The following is a 20,739-nucleotide window of genomic DNA, read 5'->3' as shown; positions in this document are numbered from 1 at the left end:
GAAATAGAATTAATTATGAAAATCAAATTTGGAGTCTACGAAAACCCACCTGCTCCGGGTGGTGAAGAAACATCTTATCAATTACATGGAAGAATAATCAGTAAAGGAACATTTCGGTTATCGGATCTGTGTGATAACCTGCGTGAATTAGGTGTTAATTCCGCCCAGGTGAAAGCGGTACTGGATGCAACCGGCCGGTTTATTCGACAGTCGCTGACCGACGGGTATAATGTTGAATTGGATGGAATAGGTACTTTTTCCCTATCCTTGCGGAGCCAGCTCATGGAAGAAGAGCATGAGGAAGAAGCGGAAGAGGTGAAGAAAACTACCCGATTGACAGTCGATCGGATCAATTTCAAAAGTAACAGGCGGCTGTTGGAACAGATCAACCGGAATATGGAGTTGATGAAAATAACTCCGAATCAAGCAGTTCCATCCTTTGTTTATCGTAAGCAACGCCTATTGAATCACCTGAAAAAAACCGGTTTCATCAGTGAAAGGAAATATGCCGGGCTCAATAACTGCTCCCGCTATCAGAGTCGCAAAGATCTGTCTGTCTTCGAACAGGAAGGCTTAGTCGTCCGAAAAGGTAGTGGAACCCATAAAATGTATGTGTTGGCAGAGGAATAGGCTTTGGATTGAACGGTGGATTGGTTTTTATGAAGAACGATTCGGTAGGGGATGATTTGAATATTTAACTTAAAATAGTTGCTTGTAGGCGAATTTGGCTGTATATTTGCCTTGTATTTCACTTATAAGCGAAATTTGACATGATTTATACCTAAAACCAAACTTTGTTTCATGAGATTTGAGATTGTGAAGTTAGATGATGTATTCAGTGGGCAATACACTCAAATATATACGATAAAACTGGAAGGGGAGGAGGATACTGTGTTTGAACAATTTGTATCCGAATATTATGAAGCGTTTACTTCTGAGGTCAAGTATATTGTGAGTAAGTTGAAGGCCATAAATACAGAAGTTTCATGGAATAAGATTCCGTTTAAGGATAAAGAAGGTAAACCCGGTGATGGTGTGGCGGAATTTTTTGACCTTCCCGGGAAAAGACTTCGTTTGTTTTGCATTAGTTACGGAAAGGTTGCTGTCGTTTTAGGAGGTGGAGGCTCCAAAAATACTGTCACGTGGCAGGAAGATTTGACTTTGTCCTATCATGCGAAACTATTGATAAAAATATCCGGAATGATCACTAAGGCGATGAGAGATGGATATTTGAGTTTTACTGATAACGGTTTTGAAGGAGACCTGATTATTGATGATTATGCAGACGAATAAGAAAAAAATATCTCTGAAGGAGATTGTGGAAAACATACCCGAAAGAGATGTAAAAAGAGTAGCTAAGCGTATTCAGATTGTGAATATGATTGTTGAAGGGATGGATCAAAAAGGCTTAGGCAAAAAGGATCTTGCCAGGCTTATGCATAAAACACCTTCCACTATAACGAGGTGGTTGAGCGGAGATCACAATTTTGAGACGGAGACATTGTTTGATATAGAAGATGCTTTAGGTATAAATATCATAAACAAATCATCGGATACGCTCCAAAAGGATGTTGCACCTCCGATTATTATAACTTCGGTTAACCCTACGTATAGAGTAAAGAATTTGAACAAATTTGAACCCAGATCAAATAGTATCCGCTTAAATTTTAACAACTAAATTATGACTAATAATACATTTGAAAACAGGCTTGATGTATTTAAAGATCATTCTTATCAGATTGTTGATATAAAAAGTTGTATTGTGAAATTGTCTGATACAGAAGATGAAAACAAAATAAAGAGGTACAATTTCTCTTTGGAGAATTCTTTACTATTGTCGAAAAAGGATAGTCTTTTAAACTTGCGAACTGATGTGGCTATACGTGGTCAGGAGATTGATTCTTTATTGGCAAAAGCCAGGTTTGAAATAATTTTTAAAATAGTATTTCAAGAAAAGGCTGTTGACTTGGAAAAGGTGGAACCATATATTGAAGATATAAGACTCTATTTGATGCAAAGTAATTTTGACACGATACGAGGACTTTTATTTGAAAAACTAAAAGATACACCATATAGGAGTGCTATAATCCCTTTTATGGAAATTCAATCAAAAATAAAAGAAGCTGATTAAGGAGGTTATAAGTGGATTCTTTTGGGTGGTTTCTTGGTGTTGGATTTGTTAAAATACAGCTTTATAGATTGTTCGAGACACTCTATTTTCACCCGGAAAGATTAGCATTTTATACCGACATACACTATCTTTGCCTGCAAATTATTCCAATCTGCAGATGAACAGGCATAGTCTTTTTTTATGTATAATTCTACTTATTACGGCTCTATCCGGGCTACAGGCACAGGTCAACAATAACGGACAAGCTATCGCGTCGAACGTGCAGGGAGATGATATATTCTATCATACCATTGAGCGTGGGCAAACCGTTTATTCCATAGCAACGATGTATGGTGTGAGTCAGGATGATATATACCGATTGAACCCGGGAAGCAAAGAGGGCATCCGCGCGGGAGATGTGTTGAAAGTTCCCCAGCGCGATGTGGCAGTCAATCCTGTTGAGGCCGATGATTCCGACATGTATATCTACCATACGATCCAACCGAAAGAGACGCTTTATTCTTTGTCCAAACGCTACAAAGTGCAGGCGCCGGATATCGTTCGGGCTAACCCGGGATTGACTGTACTTAAGTATGGGCAAACCATTCGTATTCCGGCTACACGTATCGAAGAACTGCCGACAACGGAGGTGAAAACCGTGCGGAAAGAGCTTGAATATAAGGTAGAGCGCTGGCAAACCATTTACCGCATTTCCCGCAAATTCAATATCTCTTCGGCGGAACTTATCCGCTTGAACCCACAGCTAAAAGATGGATTAAAGGAGGGTATGGTGCTTAAGATCCCGATGCAGTCTGAGGAGATAGTGACCGAAGAGGTGAGTCGTCCCATGAGCGAGCGCGAGGTCAATGCCTTGTTGACTGAAACAAAGCCGGTGGAACGGGTTGATCTGATGAAAGTAGCCCTGTTGCTTCCTTTCTCAACCACCGACCGGCAGGCTATTCCCCGTTTTGTGGAATATTATGAAGGCTTGTTGCTTGCTGTCGACAGCTTGAAGAACAGAGGTTGTTCGCTGGAATTATCTGTGTATGATACGGGCGACGGCTTGGTGAAGGTTAATCAGATTCTGAATGAACCGGCCTTGCAGGAGGCGAATCTTATTATCGGTGCCGTGCAGAATGATCAGATACACCGTATTTCGGAGTTTGCACAGGAAAAGCAAATCAAATATGTTATTCCTTTTACCTCACGCAACGACGATGTGCTTTCTAATGCCTATGCCTACCAGGTAAACACACCTCATTCCTATCTGTATGCCAATGCGGCGAAAGCAGGGTGCGACCTGTTTACCAATGACAATATTATTATTTTGAAAATAGGCGACAAAGACGAGAAAACGGAATTCATACAGGCCTTTAAAGGTGAGATGGAGCAACGTAATATTCCGCACAAAGAGTTGAGCTTCACACGGGAGACTTTTGTGGATGATATTCAGTCTCTACTCGATTCCGAACGCCGGAATATTGTATTGCCGACCTCTTCTTCGTTGGAGGCGCTGAACAATGTTCGTTCCCATTTGCGTATGTTGTCGGAAATACCCTATAACGATCATCCTCCTTATAGCATCAACCTGTTTGGTTATCCGGAATGGCAAACCTATACGCAGCATGCGTTGGATGACTTATATGCCTTGAATACCTATATATATAGCTTCTTTTATGCCGACAATCTGTCGCAGGATGTGCAATCGTTCTATTCCAATTATAAGAATAAGTTTAGCAAAAACTTAATAAATTCTTTTCCCAAATATGGTATATTGGGCTTTGATACGGCGATGTTCTTCTTTGATGCCTTGCGTCAATACGGAGCCAACTTCGAGACCAATCTGGATAAATTCGATCATAAGAGCCTGCAGACCGGATTCAATTTCGAGCGGGTAAACAACTGGGGAGGATTTATCAATACCAATGTCTTTATTGTGCAATACCGCGACGACTACACAGTTGTTCGCAACAACATACGATGATGAAGAAATACAGATATCTGTTGATAAGCATAATAGGATTACTCCTTGCTTTAACTGTTGAGGCTCAGGAGCCTTTCCGTCGGGAGTTTTCCCTGGGTGTGGGCGGAGGAGCCAGCCTTTCCAATGTTGGTTTTGTTCCGCGGGTCGACCAGACGATGCTTCTGGGTCTGCATGGCGGGCTTACGATGCGGTGGATCACGGAGAAAAACCTCGGACTGATCATTGAAGTCAATTATGCCCAACAGGGTTGGCAGGAGGAATTGCCTCTGATTAATCCGGATTCGGAGAGTTCGCTTCGCTATCATTACGCGCGTACGATCAACTACGTTGAATTGCCCCTCCTGACACATATCTATTTCGGCGGTAAAAATGTTCGGTTTATACTTAATCTGGGACCTAAATTTGGTTATGCTATCAGCGAAACCACCTGTCGCAGGCTGAAAGGACAAAAACCCAATGGCGGGGCAAATGCTCAGCATGATATGCCTCTTGAAAACAAATTTGATTGGGGAATATGCGCCGGTCCCGGTGTCGAGTTTCGCACGCCTATCGGTTCTTTCCTGTTGGAAGGGCGTTATTATTTCGGGTTATGGAATATGTACGGCAACTCGAAAGCCGATTATTTCAGTAAATCCAATATGCAAACCATCTCTGTGAAGATGAGCTATCTGTTCAATTTCAAGAAAAAATAGCGAAATAGGCTGAAGACTGTTATTTTTCTTTTTATATGCTCCGTTGGGAGTGACATATTACTCTAATAACTTATTTTTATGAACTCTAAATCATTTATGGCAGCCCTCACGGGCTTTGCTCTCGCTGTTTGTGTTACCTCCTGTAACAACAAACCGGCTGCGCTTCAATCTCCAAACGTTGAAAACACGTTTCAGTTACAACAGCCGGACTATACCCTTAGTCCAGAGACAGGCATGACGCGTCGGCACTGGGTCGATGCGGCGGAATATCTCTTGGAAGGGGCGTTTGGCTATATCCATAACTTGGATGATCCGATGAAATTTCCCAAGCAACACGACAAGACCTATCCGCAAAACGAAGGGCAGGTGGCGACCGAGAAATTGGAAGGACTCTGCCGAACCCTGTTTGTGGCTGCCCCGCTTTTGCGGGAGAGACCCGATCTGGTTTTGAACAATGTCAAGGTAGCCGATTATTATCGTCATCAGCTGTTGAACCTGATCGATCCGGATAGTCCGAGCTTTATCCGTCATCGGGCACCCAACGGAGGTCCGAGCCAGATACTGGTTGAGTTCGGTGCGTTGGCTATTTCGCTCTCGGTGATCCCCGATATATTATGGGAGCCGTTGACCCGTGAGCAGAAAGACGCGCTTGCCGCTACGATGATCAGCTATGGCGATGGACCAACGGTCGATTCCAACTGGCGCTTTTTCAACATCTTTGTCCTAAGCTTCTTCAAAGACCAGGGCTATGAGGTGAACGAAGAGCGATTGATCGAAAACTTGGATAAGGCATTGGCTTTTTATCGGGGCGAAGGATGGTATAACGATGCGCCGGCGTACGATTATTATAGTATGTGGGCTTTTCAGATGTATGGTCCGGTATGGTCGAAACTGTATGGCAAGAAGTATTATCCCGAATACGCCCGGCGATTTATGTCGAACCTGAGGGATATTGTTGATAACTATCCCTATATGTTCAACTGCGATGGGCAGATGAATATGTGGGGGCGCAGCATTCCCTACCGCTTTGCCTCGGTAGTTCCCCTTGCTCTGTTGGGTTATTTCGACGATCCTGTCACGATCAACTATGGTTGGATGCGCCGCATTGCTTCGAGTACCCTATTGCAATTCCTGCAAAACCCGGATATGATGGAGGATCATGTGCCGACCCTGGGCTTTTATAAGGCATTTGAGCCGGCAACCCAGATCTATAGCTGTCGCGGAAGTGTGTACTGGTGTGGCAAGGTGTTTCTGGCACTTCTTCTGCCGGAGGATAATATTTTCTGGACTGCGAAGGAAAACAACGGCGCTTGGGAAGACGAACTGAAATCGGGCGAGGTGTATAATAAGTTCCAACCGGCTACCAACCTGATGATTACCAACTATCCTAACTCGGGTGGCGCGGAGATGCGCTCCTGGTGTCATGAAACGGTGGCGCGCGACTGGCAGAAATTCCGCAGCAGCGAAAATTATAATAAACTGGCCTACAACACGGAATTTCCCTGGATGGCCGATGGCAAAGACGGTGAGGTATCGATGAATTATGCTATCCGAAACGGCAAAGGGGCATGGGAAGTGCTTCGTCTGTATACATTCAAGAGCTTTGAAGACGGCATATACCGTCGGGATGCTGTATTGGAAACGAACAGGGAAATACGTTTCCAGCTGGCGGATATCCCGCTTCCGGATGGTGTGTTGCGTGTGGATAAGGTGACGACTCCTGTGGCAACCGATATTCGTTTGGGGCATTACTCCCTGCCCGAATTGGGAGAGACAATTACGGAGAAGAATCAAAAGGTGAAGGAACACGATGCGCATATCATTGCGAATGGTGCCTATCAGCTGGCATTGGTCCCCCTGTCGGGATGGCAGGAGACCGTAGCTGTTTATCCCGAAGGACTGCATCCGGTGAGCGACCGCTGCGCCACCCTGATGGCTACCGATCGGATCGAACAGGAGGCTATCTACGTGACGCTGCAATTATGGAAGAAAGGTGATAAGAAATTCTCAACCAAAGAATTGAATCCGGTGAAGCAGGTGACTGTCTCTTCCGACAAGAAACAGGTGGATATTGTCTTTCGTGATGGGACAACGAAACGAGTTGTGTTCTGAACCGGGAAATCTCTAAATCAGCGAATTGCTCCCTTTCGGAAGCGAACGTTGTTTCCCTGTTCAAAACAAAAAGGGATGGTATCGTGCGATACCATCCCTTTTATCTTTTCTTTTGAAGGAAAGCCGGAGAATTACTCTGCGCCTTCTGCAGCAGGAGCTTCTTCTGCTACAACCTCTGCTTCAGCCGGAGCCTCTTCTTCGGTTGCTTCAGCCTCCGCTTCAGCAGCTGCAGCCGCTAATTCGGCTTTCTTCTTAGCTACTTCTTCTGCTTTTGCTTTGTTTACCTCCTGCTCAGCTTGCAAACGAGCTTTTGCATCTGCTTTCGCAGCTTCGCGCTCTTTGTCTTTGATAGCCTGAGTAGCAGATTGTTTGTCGCGTAACCAAGCCTGGAACTTCTGTTCTGCAGCCGCTTCGTCGAACGCACCTTTTTTCACTCCTTCCAAAAGATGTTTTTTCAGCAATACACCTTCGTTAGAAAGAATATTACGAACTGTGTCAGTAGGTTGTGCCCCTACTTGTAACCAATACAAAGCTCTTTCGAAATTCAAATCTATTGTAGCAGGATTAGTGTTCGGATTATAAGAACCTACCCTTTCAATAAACTTTCCATCACGTGGAGCCCTGCTGTCTGCGACAACGATCTGGTAAAAAGCATAGTTTTTACGACCGCGTCTTTGCAATCTTAATTTTGTTGCCATGTTTGAATAATTAATTTACGCTGTTTGTATTAGCGGGTGCAAAGATAAGAAAAAAGTTATTAGATAATCTCTTTACTTTTAGTTTTTTATCTGAAAATAAAGGAATGAGCCTATTTTTCTTCCCCTTACGCTTATCCTAAATTCTAATTAAACACAAAGAACGCGGAGAATGTAGTTGAAAGACAGAGCTCACAGAGGGGAAGCACTATATCGCTTCTCTATGCCCTCCGTATTCTGTCTTTTTCGTGTCTCCGTGTTTAAATCGTACTGACATTTATCTTGTTTTTTTCGAAGTTTTTGCGTAAGTTTGTCATTCGCTATGCTATTTTAAGTGAGGGACGGGCTGAATATCCTGACATTTTGATAGTTGGAGCGAATGTAAGGCGAAGTTGAAAACCATAAAAAAACGAAGTAATGAAAGCGCCAAGTATCAATGTGGGATTACTCATCGGAAAAGAGATCTCCTTTTCTTTCCATTCTTCTTATATCAACACAGTGACGGGTGAATTCCTGACCGGAGAACAGCGGGTGTTGTTTATCGATAACCGCATATTTTACCAGGGCAGGAAACACACGGATATTTACTTCGAACCGGCTTCGCCGGAGGCCTTTTTTGAACTGAATGACGTGGTTATTGGCAAAGATTTCCATTGGGAACGTAGGGAAAACCAGCGGTTCCGGGGCGGATTAGATCTGGTTGCCACCGATGAGGGGATCGTCGTGATCAATGAGATCAACATAGAAGAATACCTTGTCTGCGTGATCTCTTCGGAGATGAGTGCGACCAGCTCCAAAGAATTATTGAAGGCCCATGCCGTTATCTCGCGCAGCTGGCTGTTGGCGCAACTGCAAAAGAACGCCGCCCTGCAGGAATCCGCAGCGCCTTATCAAAATACGCTTCAGGATCAGGATCGTTTCATTCGCTGGTATGACCGGGAGGATCATCTATTGTTCGACGTTTGTGCCGACGATCATTGTCAACGTTACCAGGGAATCACCCGCGCCTCGACCCCTTTGGCGGAAACGGCCGTACGGGAGACGCGTGGCGAGGTACTTGCCCACAACGGACTACTCTGCGATGCTCGCTTCTCTAAATGCTGTGGCGGGGTGACCGAAGTGTTTGAAACCTGTTGGGAGCCGGTTGCCTATCCCTATCTGGCGGCTGTGCGTGACACAATTCCGGAAGAAAAAATACCTGATCTTCGCCTCGAAGAGGCGGCCCGGCAGTGGATCGAAAGCAGTCCGGAGGCTTTTTGTCATACGACAGACAAAAAGATTCTGCGGGAGGTGCTCAATGATTACGACCAGGAAACCTCCGACTTTTACCGTTGGGAGGTAACCTATACACAAGAAGAAATAAGCCGTTTATTGGCTGAAAAGGGCAATGACTTCCAATTGGGTGCCATACTCGACCTGATCCCGCTGAAGCGAGGGGCGTCGGGACGGATAGAAGAATTGAAAATTGTTGGGAGCGACCGTTCTGTCGTTATCGGAAAAGAATTAGAGATCCGCCGTGTATTGTCCGAAAGCCATTTGTATAGCTCTGCCTTTGTGGTCGACCGCCTGGAGGTGACCGATGGTGCTCCCGGACGATTCCGTCTGAAAGGAGCCGGTTGGGGGCATGGCGTGGGGCTTTGTCAGATCGGGGCGGCGATGATGAGCGCACAGGGATTCACGTATGTCGAGATATTAAAACACTATTATAAAGGAATAAGACTTACTAAACGCTATTGAAAAGATGAACAAAGTAACAAGAAATGCCGGGCTGTTATTCCTGGCTTTGACAATGGGGGCAACCGTTTCTGCCCAGAACACAAAAGGAGCGATCACACCGGAGATGCTGAAAGAGATCCAACAGTCGTATGTGGAGACACCTTCCGACAAGGCGATTCGTAATGCAATCAGCAATAATGATATCAACCGGCTGGCTATCAACAACGACAGTAAAAATAATTTCGACACCTATTTCTCGCATCGCGTGAACAGCAAAGGCATCACGAACCAGAAATCATCCGGCCGTTGCTGGTTGTTTACCGGATTAAATGTGTTCCGCGCGGAGATGATTGCCCAATACAATATGGGTGCTTTCACCTTCTCAACGAACTACTCTTTCTTCTGGGATCAGTTGGAGAAATCGAACCTCTTCCTGCAAGGCGTGATTGATACGCGTACGCTTCCGATGGATGACCGCAAGGTGGAGTGGTTGTTTAAAAACGTGCTCAGCGACGGCGGGCAATTCACCGGCGTATTCGATATCCTGACCAAATATGGCGCGGTGCCCCAGGAGGTAATGGTGGAGACCAACAGCAGCGAAAGTACCAGTCGCATGTCGAACCTGATCGGTTTGAAACTGAAAGAGTTCGGATTACAACTGCGCGACCAGGCCGCCAAAGGAGGCAAAGAGACTGCTTTGGAAAAAGAGAAAACCGGGATGTTGAAAACAATCTATCGCATGCTGGCCCTGAACCTGGGTGAACCGCCTACGGAATTTACCTGGACGCGCCGCAATGCGAAAGGTGAACCGGTGGAAACGAAACAGTATACGCCGCTCTCTTTCTTTCAGGAATACATTGGCGACGATATCGCCGATAAGTATGTGATGCTGATGAACGATCCGACGCGGGAGTTCTACAAACTGTATGAAATAGATTATGACCGCCACCGCTACGACGGTAAGAACTGGACATACGTGAACCTGCCGATCGAAGATATCAAACAGATGGCGATCGCATCGATCAAGGACAGCACCATGATGTACTTCTCCTGCGATGTGGGTAAGTTTTTCGACCGTGACCGAGGCCTGTTGGATGTAAACTATTTCGACTACGGCTCTTTGATGGGTACCACCTTCGGTATGGATAAGAAACAACGCATCGAAACCTTTGCCAGCGGTTCGTCGCACGCGATGACCCTGATGGCGGTCGACCTCGACGAAAATGGTGTTCCCCGCAAATGGATGGTGGAAAACAGTTGGGGACCGGGCGCCAACAATGGCCATGTGATCATGACTGATGAATGGTTCGACGAATATATGTTCCGCCTGGTAGTCGACAAGAAATACATCACCGAAAAGGTAAAAGAGGTGATGCAACAGAAACCGGTACGTCTGCCTGCCTGGGATCCGATGTTTGCCGATGAAATGTAAATCCCTTTTGTGATCCGGAAGATTATCCATATTGATATGGATGCATTTTATGCCTCCATAGAACAACGGGATAACCCTTCGCTCAGGGGGAAACCTATTGCGGTAGGGCATGCGGAGGCGCGTGGTGTAGTGGCCGCCGCCAGTTATGAAGCACGCGCTTTCGGTGTCCGTTCCGCTCTGCCTTCGGTCACAGCCAAACGCAAATGCCCCGACCTGATCTTTGTCGAGCCTCACTTTGAGACCTACCAAGAGGTCTCCCAGCAGATCATGGAGGTGTTTCTCACCTATACCGATCTGGTTGAACCGCTCTCCTTAGACGAGGCCTTCCTGGATGTGACCGATCATCCGCTTATCCCCTCCGCCACATTTATCGCGAAAGAGATCAAACAAAAAATCAAAGAAACCACCGGACTGACAGCCTCAGCCGGTGTTTCTTTCAATAAGTTTCTGGTGAAGATCGCTTCCGATTATAATAAGCCGGACGGCTTGTTTGTCATCACCCCGGCAGAGGCGGAGAGTTTTGTGGAGAAGCTCAATGTCGAACGTTTCTTTGGCGTAGGTCGTATCACGGCGGACAAAATGCACCGCTTAGGCATCCATACGGGAGCCGACCTGAAACGACATTCCGAAGCCGAACTGATCCGTCATTTCGGAAAGGCCGGTAGCTTTTATTACCTAAATGCGAGAGCGATTGATGAGCGGCCGGTTACGCCCGAACGCATACGCAAATCGGTCGGAGCCGAGAACACCTTCGAAACAGATCTGGGCAAATCCACCCGCCTGACGATCGAGCTGTATCATATTGCCCGCCGTGTGTGGGAACGCATCGAAGCCAAAGAGTTCTTTGGTCGCACCATCACCCTGAAGATCAAATTTGCCGATTTCGAGATTATCACCCGCAGCCGCACCTTCCCGCAGCGCATCAACAACTTCCGTTTCTTCTTAGACAGCGCCAAAGAGATCCTGAACCAAACCGATATAGGCGAAAAGAATATCCGCCTGATGGGTCTTTCCGTCAGCAATATAGAAGATCCCGAGAAGGAGGATCCGTTGCAATTAGAAATAAACTTCGAGGAATAGTGACAAAAAATCGCTGGGTTTTCCACTGATTGACAATTGTCGTTTAATTGGTTGACAATTGTCAATCAATTGAACGATAATTATCAACCGATTAAACGACAATTGTCAACCGTTTTGAAACCCAGCGATTTTGTGGAAAATCAACGTGTTAAAATAATGTTTGCATTTAAAATTCGGCCTCGAAAAGGTGGTACGATTAAAACTTATATTGCAGGCGGAGTGTAAACACATCGTCGGCTACCTGCTCGCGCCAATCGGCTAATTGCGAAGAGGTTTCGTTGCGGTTGAACTCATGATAGGCCTGCAGGCGTAAAGCGGAGGTGATATCCCAAATCCCGCCAATGCCCCATGTGCTTTGCTTCAGGTCGGCAATCCCGGTATAATGTTGGCCGATAGCATCCCCCGATATCCGGGTGTTCGGGTCATAGGCGTCGTATTTCAGGACGAAAGAGAAAGGCGAAATACCTATTTTTTGCACGAACATCAGGTACCATCCGCTGAACGGACGGATGTAGGTATCGGTTTGAGGTAGCGAGGAAGCATTGGGACTTTTTGAACTGGCCTCGGTTCCCGGCTGTTTTCCCCAGAGATATTCTGCCCGCAGGGAGGTGGTTCCCAGGGTGGTCAATAGAGCCAGTTGCGCATCCAGCCCGACATATTCGCGGCGGGCATACTTCCCTTTGTTGGATGGGGCGGCAGACAATACAAAAGCCTCTTCTTCCATGGTGTAAACATTCTCTGTCCCCTGATAAACAGAGCCTTCATACAGAGAAACTCCCAGACCGACCGAGAGATTCATCGTGATGTATTGATTGGCCGACAGGTGGGCAATGAAGTCTTTCCGACTGTCGGTATCTAATTTGACACCGTTGCCGGCAAACAATCCGGCATCGAGTTTCAGAAATGCGAGTGGGGATGTCTTCTCCGGTTGCAACGAAAGCATCACCCCCAGGTCGCGTGCATCGGGGAACAGGCGTTGAAACACCGTAGAACGTTCCGGCGATTCACGGCGCGACGATGAATAGCCAATTTCATAACCAAATGGTTGGTCGAACACTCCGACGCGCAATTGATTGCTCTGCCACCAGGGATCTGTTAGATTTAGGTATAGATCCTTAAATGCAAAGCCCTTCTCTGTCACGTCGATATGAAAAACACCGGAGGCAATGCCTTCCGTATAGGTCAGCTTCACGCGTCCGCGGCGAATACCGATCCGGTTAAACGATTCGTCTTTGTTCTCGTTGGCTGAGCCGACTTTCAGCGAAGCGGCCTCTTCGCCCCACTGGAATTGTCCCTGGATATAACCAGAAACCGATAGTTTTTTCTTCTGAGCCGCCTCTTTTTCCAAAGAGGCTACTTTCTGTTTCAGGGCGGTGATCTCCCCGGTTGATTGCTCCTGTGCCTGTAATCCACCAAGGAAGCAAAAATATAGAAAGGCTGTAAGTATCTGTTTCATAGGATAATCATTTGTTGTTAGTTGTCAGAAAAATTATGTTTCGGGGAATTCTTCTTCCTCTTCCGTATCGAGGGTGTTTATTTCCGGCAGGATCAGGCGGGCTTCCTGTGCGCTCAAGGTATCGACATCGCGTAGGGTACGTTGGATCGCCCGGGTGCGTACGCCCAATACCTTTTCCAGGTCGCCGCTGGCGGAGGTGATCTTCTTTTGGGCACTTTGCAACATACCGCCGAAGTTTTCAAATTCTTTCTTCACGGCACCCAGTATGCGCCATACCTCTCCCGAATGGCGTTCGATGGCTAAGGTGCGGAAGCCCATTTGCAGGCTGTTGAGGATGGCGGCCAGCGTTGTCGGGCCTGTCACGACGATCTTATGTTTGCGTTGCAGCTCTTCCATAAGGGAGGAGCGGCGGATCACTTCGGCATAGATGCCTTCAAACGGGAGGAACATGATGCCGAAATCGGTGGTGACCGGCGGCTCCAGGTATTTTTCGGAAATATCTTTGGCCATCTTCTTGATGGTCGTCTCCAATTGTTTACCGGCTGTTTCGATGGCCTTCGCGTCGCCCAGGTCGTAGGCGTCCTGCAGTTGTTCGTACACCTCTTTCGGAAACTTCGCATCGATCGGAAGGTAAACGAACGATTGCCCATCGTCGCGACCGGGAAGCTTCACGGCAAATTCAACCACGGTGTCCGATCCTTTGCGTGTGCGCACGTTGGCTTCGTATTGTTCGGGTGCGAGAAGCTGTTCGAGCAACAAGCTCAGCTGTATCTCTCCGATGTTGCCGCGGGTCTTGACATTACTAAGTACTCGCTTTAAACCGCCGACATCCTGCGCCAGTGTCTGCATTTCGCCGAGCCCTTTCTGTACGCTTTCGAGCTGTTCGGTTACCAATTGGAAGGATTGGGTGATACGTTCGTTCAGGGTCTTCTGCAGTTTCTCATCCACCGTGACGCGTATCTCTTCCAGGCGTTTCTCTGTGTTCTCAATCAATTGTCGTTGGCGCTCGTCTAATGAGCTGAACTTCTCCCGTTGGAGGTTATTGAATGAGGCAATGCCTTTCTCGAATGTTTCCTGGAACGCATGCAACGAACGAGCCAGTTCCTCACGGTTTTCTTTGCCGGAGAGGCGGCTCTCTTCGCGATTCAGGCTGAAATCTTCCCGGAAATTCTTTTCGATGCGGTCGAAAGAAACTTGAATTTCCCGGAATATCCGATCCATATCGGTGCGGTTGGATCTGAAAGACCTGATAATTAAAACCACCAAAAGGACAATAGCGATAGCCAATAGTCCGATTATGATGCCATCCATGAATTACTTATTTTTGTTTGTAAAGATAGGCTTTTTGTGTGGCTTCGGACTTATTAAAATAAGTTAAATAGAGCCTTTTGGAGCAGGCTGTTTTGGATATTCTCAAAAGAATCCTTATGTTTGCATAGTCTAATTTAGACGATTTGAATTTTCACAAAACGAAAATAAAAATTATTGTTTTTCATTGGTTAAAGTTAAGGGTTAGTGTTAAAAAGGTCGTTGGATGTGAATCCGGCGACCTTTGCTTTTTTTATTGAAACAGAACGCAGACAAAAAATGAACAAGAAAATACTAAATCTGGCATTACCGGCCATTGTGTCGAACATTACGGTTCCGCTCCTGGGGCTGATCGATGTGGCTATTGTCGGCCATCTGGGGGCAGCTTCCTATATTGGCGCTATTGCCGTAGGGGGGATGCTGTTTAATATTATCTACTGGATGTTTGGTTTTCTGCGGATGGGCACAAGCGGATTGACCTCGCAGGCGTTGGGAAAGCGCGACCTGGATGAGGTGGTTCGCGTATTGTTGCGTGCGGTGGGTGTTGGGATGCTGATTGCCCTTGCGCTGATTCTGTTGCAATATCCGATACAAAAGGCTGCTTTCGCTTTGTTGACCACCAGCGAGGAGGTGGAGCGGATGGCTTCACTCTATTTCCGTATCTGTGTGTGGGGCGCCCCGGCGGTCTTGGGATTGTACGGATTGTCCGGTTGGTTTATCGGTATGCAGAACGCGCGTTTCCCGATGATCATTGCCATTACGCAGAATGTGGTCAATATCTTGGTGAGCCTCTGGCTCGTTTTTGGCCTGGAGATGGGGATCGAAGGGGTGGCTCTGGGTACGTTGATTGCTCAATATAGCGGTTTCGTTATGGCGATTGGATTGTGGCTTCACTATTATAAGCGTTTGCGCTTGCGCATACAATGGCGCCAGATCTGGCAGCGATCGGAAATGAAACGCTTCTTTAAACTGAACAGTGATATCTTTTTCCGTACGCTTTGCCTGATTGCTGTGACCACCTTCTTTACCTCGACGGGCGCCCGGCAGGGCGATGTAGTCTTGGCGGTGAATACCTTATTGATGCAATTGTTTACGCTCTTCTCCTATTTTATGGATGGCTTCGCCTACGCGGGCGAGGCGCTTACGGGGCTTTATATCGGTGCGAAGAACCGGATTGCGTTGCAGAAAATGATCCGTCAGCTGTTTGTCTGGGGCATCTCTTTGTCGCTCTTGTTTACCTTCTTGTATGGAGTAGGGGGCAGGGGTTTCCTTGGATTGCTCACCAATGAAAAGGTGGTGATCGATGCATCGATGGATTATTTCTATTGGGTATTGGCTGTTCCGCTTGCCGGCTTTGCTGCTTTCCTGTGGGATGGCATATTGATTGGCGCGACGGAATCGCGGTTGATGCTCTATGCCATGCTGGTTGCGTCGGTGAGTTTCTTTCTTTTATATTACCTGCTTGCTCCGCAGCTGGGTAATCATGCGCTTTGGCTGGCCTTCCTTGTTTATCTTTCTCTCCGGGGAATCATGCAGACCTTTATGTGGAAAAAGAAAAAGCCCCAAAGAGTTTGATCTCTTTGAGGCCTTTATGGAGTCTCTTCTTTCAGGTCTTCTTTACATACTTGGCTTGAAATAGCCTAAGCTACCGCAATCGAAGTTGGTAATATACGAATAAGCCTTATTTACTTCAGCCTGTCCGTAGGTGATATACACTTCAGCCGAGCGGCGGAACGATTCGTCTTTCTGCGTGTCTTGCAATAACAAATAACCAAATACACAATGTGCGGCTGTTTCAACCAGACGACGCGCATGGAAATCCAATACCTCCTGGTCTTTCATCTCCGTAATCATCTTCACCAGTTCTTCGTATTTGTTGGTCATGTCGATCAGCTTCTGACGCATCATTTCCAGTTCAGGCTTGTATTCCAATCCTTCGTATTCGCGAAGTTGCTGCAGGTAAAGACCGGTGGTCACGTAGCGAATAGCCGCTACCACCTGCAACTGGGTTGTTCCTTCGTATATATTGGTGATACGTGCGTCGCGGTATAAACGTTCGCAGGCATAGTCTTTCATGAAGCCGGAACCACCATGTATCTGGATGGCATCGTAGGCATTCTGGTTGGCATATTCCGAAGTCATGCCTTTACCCATCGGGGTGAAGGCATCCGCCAGTTTGCTGTATTTCTTCAGTTCCTGACGTTCTTCCGGTTCCAATTTGCGTTCGCGGGCAATGTCTTCCAATGCTTTGTATACATCCACGAAACGGGCAGTCTCGTATAACATAGAGCGGGAAGCATCGGCTTTCGCACGCATCAGAGCCACCATTTCGTAAACAGCCGGGAATTCGATAATTGCTTTGCCGAACTGTTTGCGTTCGATCGCATAGTTATATCCTTCGCGGTAAGCGGCTTCGCAAAGACCTACCGATTGCGCCATGATACCCAGGCGGGCACCGTTCATCAACGCCATTACATATTTGATAAGCCCCAATTTGCGTTCGCCGCAGAGTTCTGCTTTTGCATTCTTGTAGACGAGTTCGCAGGTAGGCGATCCTTTGATCCCCATCTTGTTCTCGATACGACGTACGTTCACGCCACCATTACGTTTATCATAGATAAACATAGAAAGGCCACGGCCATCGCGTGTGCCATCTTCCGAACGAGCCAGTACCAGATGTACATCGGCATCGCCGTTGGTGATAAAGCGTTTCACACCGTTCAGGTACCAGCATTGATCCTTTTCACTATAAGTAGCTTTCAGCATCACCGACTGGAGGTCGGAACCGGCATCCGGTTCGGTCAGGTCCATCGACATCGTTTCGCCACCGCAGATACGGGGGATATAGCGTTCGCGCTGGTCGTCGTTACCGAATTCATAAAGCGTTTCGGCACAATCCTGCAAACCCCAGAGGTTTTCGAACCCGGCATCCGCCCGGGAAACCATATCGGCAGCCATGATGTAAGGAACGATCGGGAAGTTCAAACCGCCATAACGGCGAGGCATAGCCATACCCATCAGGCCGGCTTTGCGTACGGCATCCAGGTTGCGCTGTGTGCCGGAGGCGTATGTTACGCGCCCATTATTTACCGTAGGCCCTTCGTGGTCGACACCTTCCGCGTTAGGAGCAACAATCTCGTCGCAGATCTCTCCGACAATCTCCAATACCTTTTCGTAGCTGTCCATCGCATCCTCGAAATCGAAAGGCGCGTAGTCAAATTTATCTTTATCCGTATAGTTGCGTTCTTTCAACTCTACGATCCGCTTCATCAACGGGTGATGAAGGTGATGCTTATATCCAGGAGTATCTTGAAAATAGTTAGCCATTTTTTTAGTAGTTATAGTAGTTAAAGGAGTCAAAGTAGTTAAGTAGTTTGCGTATCCTCTTTGCTGTTTATTAGTCCCTGGCAGTAAGCATTAAGTAAACGGCTAACTTCTGCCGCTTGTTTGCTTAGGGTTTCTTTTTCTTCGCTTGATATATATCCTAAATCCTTTGACAGGATAACGAAGTTCCGAGTTTCTTCTAAAGAGCCTTGTGATATATTGTAGAAACGTAGCTTTTCTTTATGGCCAATTCGAGCATAGCCTTCAGCGAAATTTGCTGTAATGGATGCTGCAGCACGTCTCATCTGATTAACAAGGCAAAATATCTCTTCTTTTGGATATTTTCTTGTTATTCGATAAATGGCAAGTACATATTCATGTGCTTTCTGCCAGGCTACAACATGTTCGAAAGACTGTGTGTACATTTCTACTTGACTACTTAACTTCTTTGACTACTCTGACTACTGGTTTATTTACTGTTTTTCTTATAATACTTAATCATCTTAGGAAGCACCTCTTCGACTGTGCCGGTGATAACATAATCGGCGATGGCGTTGATCGGAGCGTTCGGATCATTGTTTACAGAGATAATGATCGAGCTTTCCTGCATTCCTGCGATGTGTTGAATCTGGCCTGAGATACCACAGGCGATATAGAGTTTCGGACGAACGGTTACCCCTGTCTGTCCGATCTGACGCTCATGTTCCGAGTATCCGGCATCGACAGCCGCACGCGAAGCACCTACTTCGCCACCGATAGTCGCAGCCAGGTCGTAAAGCAACTGGAAGTTTTCTTTTGAACCCACACCATATCCTCCGGCTACAATGATCGGAGAGCCTTTGATGTTTGTCTTGCTTTTCTCCATCTGACGATCGATTACAGCCACAACAAAGTCCGTATCGCTAACATACTTGGCCACTTCGTGTTTCTTTACTTCGCCTTTGTAGTCCGCGCTGACGATCTCTTTCTTCATCACCCCTTCGCGCACGGTTGCCATCTGCGGGCGACATTCCGGGTTGATGATCGTCGCTACGATATTCCCACCGAAAGCAGGACGTATCTGATACAACAGGTCTTTATACACTTTGTTTTCTTTCTTCTCCTCGTGATCACCGATCTCGAGTGAGGTGCAGTCGGCAGTCAATCCGCTACCCAGGGCAGAAGAGACGCGTGGGCCGAGGTCGCGACCGATGCTGGTAGCGCCCATCAGGGCTATTTGCGGCTTTTCTTCTTTGAAAAGAGTAACCAATACGGAAGTATGCGGCAGAGAAGTATAGGGTGCCAAACGCGCATCATCAAACAGATGCAACACATCCACACCGTAAGGGAATACCTGCGCGGCTATTCCGTCTAATTGATGACCTACGGCTACCGCTTCCAGCTGGCAGCCCAGTGTCGTTGCCAAACCACGTCCTTTGGTCAATAACTCCAAACTTACGTCGGCAACGATGCCGTCTTCTATTTCACAGTATACAAATAAATTATTCATATTATTATCCAATCGTGTGGTTCAATATTAATTCTCTCATCAATCCGTCGATCGCCTCGTCAGTAGGTTCAAGCGTCATGTTTTCTTTTGCCTGGAAAACAACACTCTCGATCTTCTTTACCTTCGTCGGTGATCCAGATAGACCACAAAGCGTTGTGTCTGCATTCACATCGGCCACACCCCATTCCGTCAGATTCAGGTAAGGACGACTGTCGTACAAGTTCAGGTAGTCGGCATCGGCTTCCTGTTTCTCGGTCACTGTTTTCGCATGCTTGAATTGCTGTACGAATTTGGCATTACGCGGACGACAATCGGGAGCCGAACCGTTTACGGTCACTACCAATGGCAGTTTACCTTCGACAATCTCTACACCGCGTTCCAAACGACGTTTGATGGTGATCATGCCCTTTTCCGCCTTCTGTATCTCTTCTGCATAGGTGATCTGTGTCAATCCCAGCTTTTCAGCCACCTGAGGGCCTACCTGAGCCGTGTCGCCATCGATAGCCTGGCGGCCGCAGATGATCAGATCGTAATCGCCGATCTTACGGATGGCCATAGACAGCGCGTAAGAGGTTGCCAGGGTGTCTGCTCCGGCAAAGGCGCGGTCTGTCAACAAATAACCGCCGTCAGCTCCGCGGTATAACCCCTCACGGATAATTTCAGCAGCACGTCCCGGCCCCATGGTTAACAGGGTGATCGTTGTCCCGGGGTAAGCATCTTTCAAGCGTAGAGCCTGTTCCAATGCATTCAGGTCTTCCGGATTGAAAATAGCGGGCAGAGCTGCACGGTTTACCGTACCGTCGGCCTTCATCGCATCCTTTCCCACATTACGTGTGTCTGGAACCTGTTTTGCAAGTACAATAATTTTTAAACTCATATAAATTATTTTAAAGTAGTTGTCATCACGTGTTTTTCACCTATTGGTTATGATGATTCTTTTCATTTAGTTCGCGTGCAAAAGTAATCAAACATTCCAAGAATCAAAAGAGCTTTTAAACAGTTTCTGCACACTTTTAGCTTTTTTGAGCAGACAATCGCCATTTGAGGCTATTCCGGCTATTTGTTAAATAGAGATAACGGGAAATCTCAAAAAGTGGATTGTAAGCAAAATGGCCGTTTTTGTAACAAATCCATACGTTAAAAAGTGTTTCTCCCGGGAGTTTGTGAAAAAAGTCCCGCCTTTTTGCGCGCAAACTCCCGCGAAAATTACAAATCGTAAGTTGGGGGTCTTTTTTATATTAGATAACATTAGTGTCCACTAAAAACTCGCAATCGTTCTTTGAAACATTTGAAATATAGTTAGTTACAGATATTTTCTGAGTCAACGGACTTGAACTTGTA

General features: G+C 46.7%; 18 protein-coding genes. 11 read left to right on the top strand and 7 right to left on the bottom strand.

Translation table 11 applies throughout. From position 1 onward, the window contains the following. The first annotated feature begins 15 nt into the window (after nt 1-15). The 7 genes from M2137_RS10645 (at nt 16) to M2137_RS10615 (ending at nt 6,898) form a co-directional block, all read left to right on the top strand. The gene (locus tag M2137_RS10645) at nt 16-630 is read left to right on the top strand and encodes an HU family DNA-binding protein (protein ID WP_280766422.1); all 615 of its coding nucleotides are present in this window, start codon (nt 16-18) and stop codon (nt 628-630) included. Nucleotides 631-801: 171 nt separating this feature from the next. Continuing rightward, nucleotides 802-1,293, top strand: a complete 492-nt coding sequence (locus tag M2137_RS10640; protein WP_280766421.1) for a hypothetical protein — start codon at nt 802-804, stop codon at nt 1,291-1,293. Then, on the top strand, nt 1,280-1,678 hold the full coding sequence (locus M2137_RS10635; protein ID WP_280766420.1) for a helix-turn-helix transcriptional regulator: 399 nt from the start codon (nt 1,280-1,282) through the stop codon (nt 1,676-1,678). The genes M2137_RS10640 and M2137_RS10635 overlap by 14 nt, the downstream gene beginning before the upstream one ends. A gap of 3 nt (nt 1,679-1,681) precedes the next feature. Continuing rightward, nucleotides 1,682-2,131 carry a hypothetical protein gene (locus M2137_RS10630; RefSeq protein WP_280766419.1) on the top strand — a complete coding sequence of 150 codons (450 nt, stop codon included), beginning with the start codon at nt 1,682-1,684 and terminating at the stop codon, nt 2,129-2,131. A 157-nt stretch (nt 2,132-2,288) separates the two neighbouring features. After that, entirely contained in the window at nt 2,289-4,094 is a 1,806-nt protein-coding gene (locus M2137_RS10625) for a LysM peptidoglycan-binding domain-containing protein (RefSeq protein ID WP_280766418.1), read from the top strand. Next, nucleotides 4,091-4,786: a porin family protein gene (locus tag M2137_RS10620; RefSeq protein WP_280766417.1), complete on the top strand. Its 696-nt coding sequence runs from the start codon at nt 4,091-4,093 to the stop codon at nt 4,784-4,786. The genes M2137_RS10625 and M2137_RS10620 overlap by 4 nt, the downstream gene beginning before the upstream one ends. Before the next feature lie 78 nt (nt 4,787-4,864). Continuing rightward, a complete protein-coding gene (locus M2137_RS10615) occupies nt 4,865-6,898 on the top strand; it encodes a DUF2264 domain-containing protein (RefSeq protein ID WP_280766416.1) in 2,034 nt (677 codons plus the stop codon). Nucleotides 6,899-7,029: 131 nt separating this feature from the next. On the opposite strand, the gene M2137_RS10610 is transcribed toward M2137_RS10615, so the two are convergent. Next, nucleotides 7,030-7,596 carry a 30S ribosomal protein S16 gene (locus M2137_RS10610; RefSeq protein WP_280766415.1) on the bottom strand — a complete coding sequence of 189 codons (567 nt, stop codon included), beginning with the start codon at nt 7,594-7,596 and terminating at the stop codon, nt 7,030-7,032. A 414-nt stretch (nt 7,597-8,010) separates the two neighbouring features. Here M2137_RS10610 and M2137_RS10605 point away from each other — a divergent pair, with 414 nt between their 5' ends. Genes M2137_RS10605 through dinB form a run of 3 tightly spaced genes read left to right on the top strand, consistent with a single transcriptional unit; the run spans nt 8,011 to nt 11,821 of the window. Then, entirely contained in the window at nt 8,011-9,330 is a 1,320-nt protein-coding gene (locus tag M2137_RS10605) for a SpoIID/LytB domain-containing protein (RefSeq protein WP_280766414.1), read from the top strand. A gap of 52 nt (nt 9,331-9,382) precedes the next feature. After that, nucleotides 9,383-10,741 (top strand): C1 family peptidase, encoded by a 1,359-nt coding sequence (locus tag M2137_RS10600; protein WP_280766474.1) that lies wholly within the window; start codon nt 9,383-9,385, stop codon nt 10,739-10,741. A gap of 9 nt (nt 10,742-10,750) precedes the next feature. Next, nucleotides 10,751-11,821 (top strand): DNA polymerase IV, encoded by a 1,071-nt coding sequence (dinB, locus tag M2137_RS10595; protein WP_280766413.1) that lies wholly within the window; start codon nt 10,751-10,753, stop codon nt 11,819-11,821. A 196-nt stretch (nt 11,822-12,017) separates the two neighbouring features. Here the strand turns inward: dinB and M2137_RS10590 are convergent, their stop codons facing one another. Then, nucleotides 12,018-13,277, bottom strand: coding sequence for a porin (locus tag M2137_RS10590; protein ID WP_280766412.1), 1,260 nt, complete (start codon nt 13,275-13,277; stop codon nt 12,018-12,020). Between the two features lie 33 nt (nt 13,278-13,310). Further along, nucleotides 13,311-14,588 (bottom strand): DNA recombination protein RmuC, encoded by a 1,278-nt coding sequence (locus M2137_RS10585; RefSeq protein ID WP_280766411.1) that lies wholly within the window; start codon nt 14,586-14,588, stop codon nt 13,311-13,313. A gap of 276 nt (nt 14,589-14,864) precedes the next feature. Between M2137_RS10585 and M2137_RS10580 the strand changes: the two genes are divergently transcribed. Beyond that, a complete protein-coding gene (locus M2137_RS10580; protein ID WP_280766410.1) occupies nt 14,865-16,160 on the top strand; it encodes an MATE family efflux transporter in 1,296 nt (431 codons plus the stop codon). A 42-nt stretch (nt 16,161-16,202) separates the two neighbouring features. On the opposite strand, the gene M2137_RS10575 is transcribed toward M2137_RS10580, so the two are convergent. Genes M2137_RS10575 through M2137_RS10560 form a run of 4 tightly spaced genes read right to left on the bottom strand, consistent with a single transcriptional unit; the run spans nt 16,203 to nt 20,275 of the window. Then, entirely contained in the window at nt 16,203-17,912 is a 1,710-nt protein-coding gene (locus tag M2137_RS10575) for an acyl-CoA dehydrogenase family protein (protein WP_280766409.1), read from the bottom strand. Nucleotides 17,913-17,950: 38 nt separating this feature from the next. Further along, nucleotides 17,951-18,334, bottom strand: a complete 384-nt coding sequence (locus M2137_RS10570) for a four helix bundle protein (protein ID WP_280766408.1) — start codon at nt 18,332-18,334, stop codon at nt 17,951-17,953. Nucleotides 18,335-18,378: 44 nt separating this feature from the next. Continuing rightward, nucleotides 18,379-19,398: an electron transfer flavoprotein subunit alpha/FixB family protein gene (locus tag M2137_RS10565; RefSeq protein ID WP_280766407.1), complete on the bottom strand. Its 1,020-nt coding sequence runs from the start codon at nt 19,396-19,398 to the stop codon at nt 18,379-18,381. A gap of 4 nt (nt 19,399-19,402) precedes the next feature. Next, complete coding sequence (locus M2137_RS10560; protein WP_280766406.1) at nt 19,403-20,275, bottom strand: electron transfer flavoprotein subunit beta/FixA family protein; 873 nt, start codon at nt 20,273-20,275, stop codon at nt 19,403-19,405. Between the last annotated feature and the right edge of the window lie 464 nt (nt 20,276-20,739).

It is taken from the genome of Parabacteroides sp. PFB2-10, from assembly GCF_029893085.1.
Lineage (GTDB): Bacteria > Bacteroidota > Bacteroidia > Bacteroidales > Tannerellaceae > QVMG01.
Note: the sequence above shows the minus strand (reverse complement) of the source record. Positions and strands in the feature narration are given on the sequence as shown.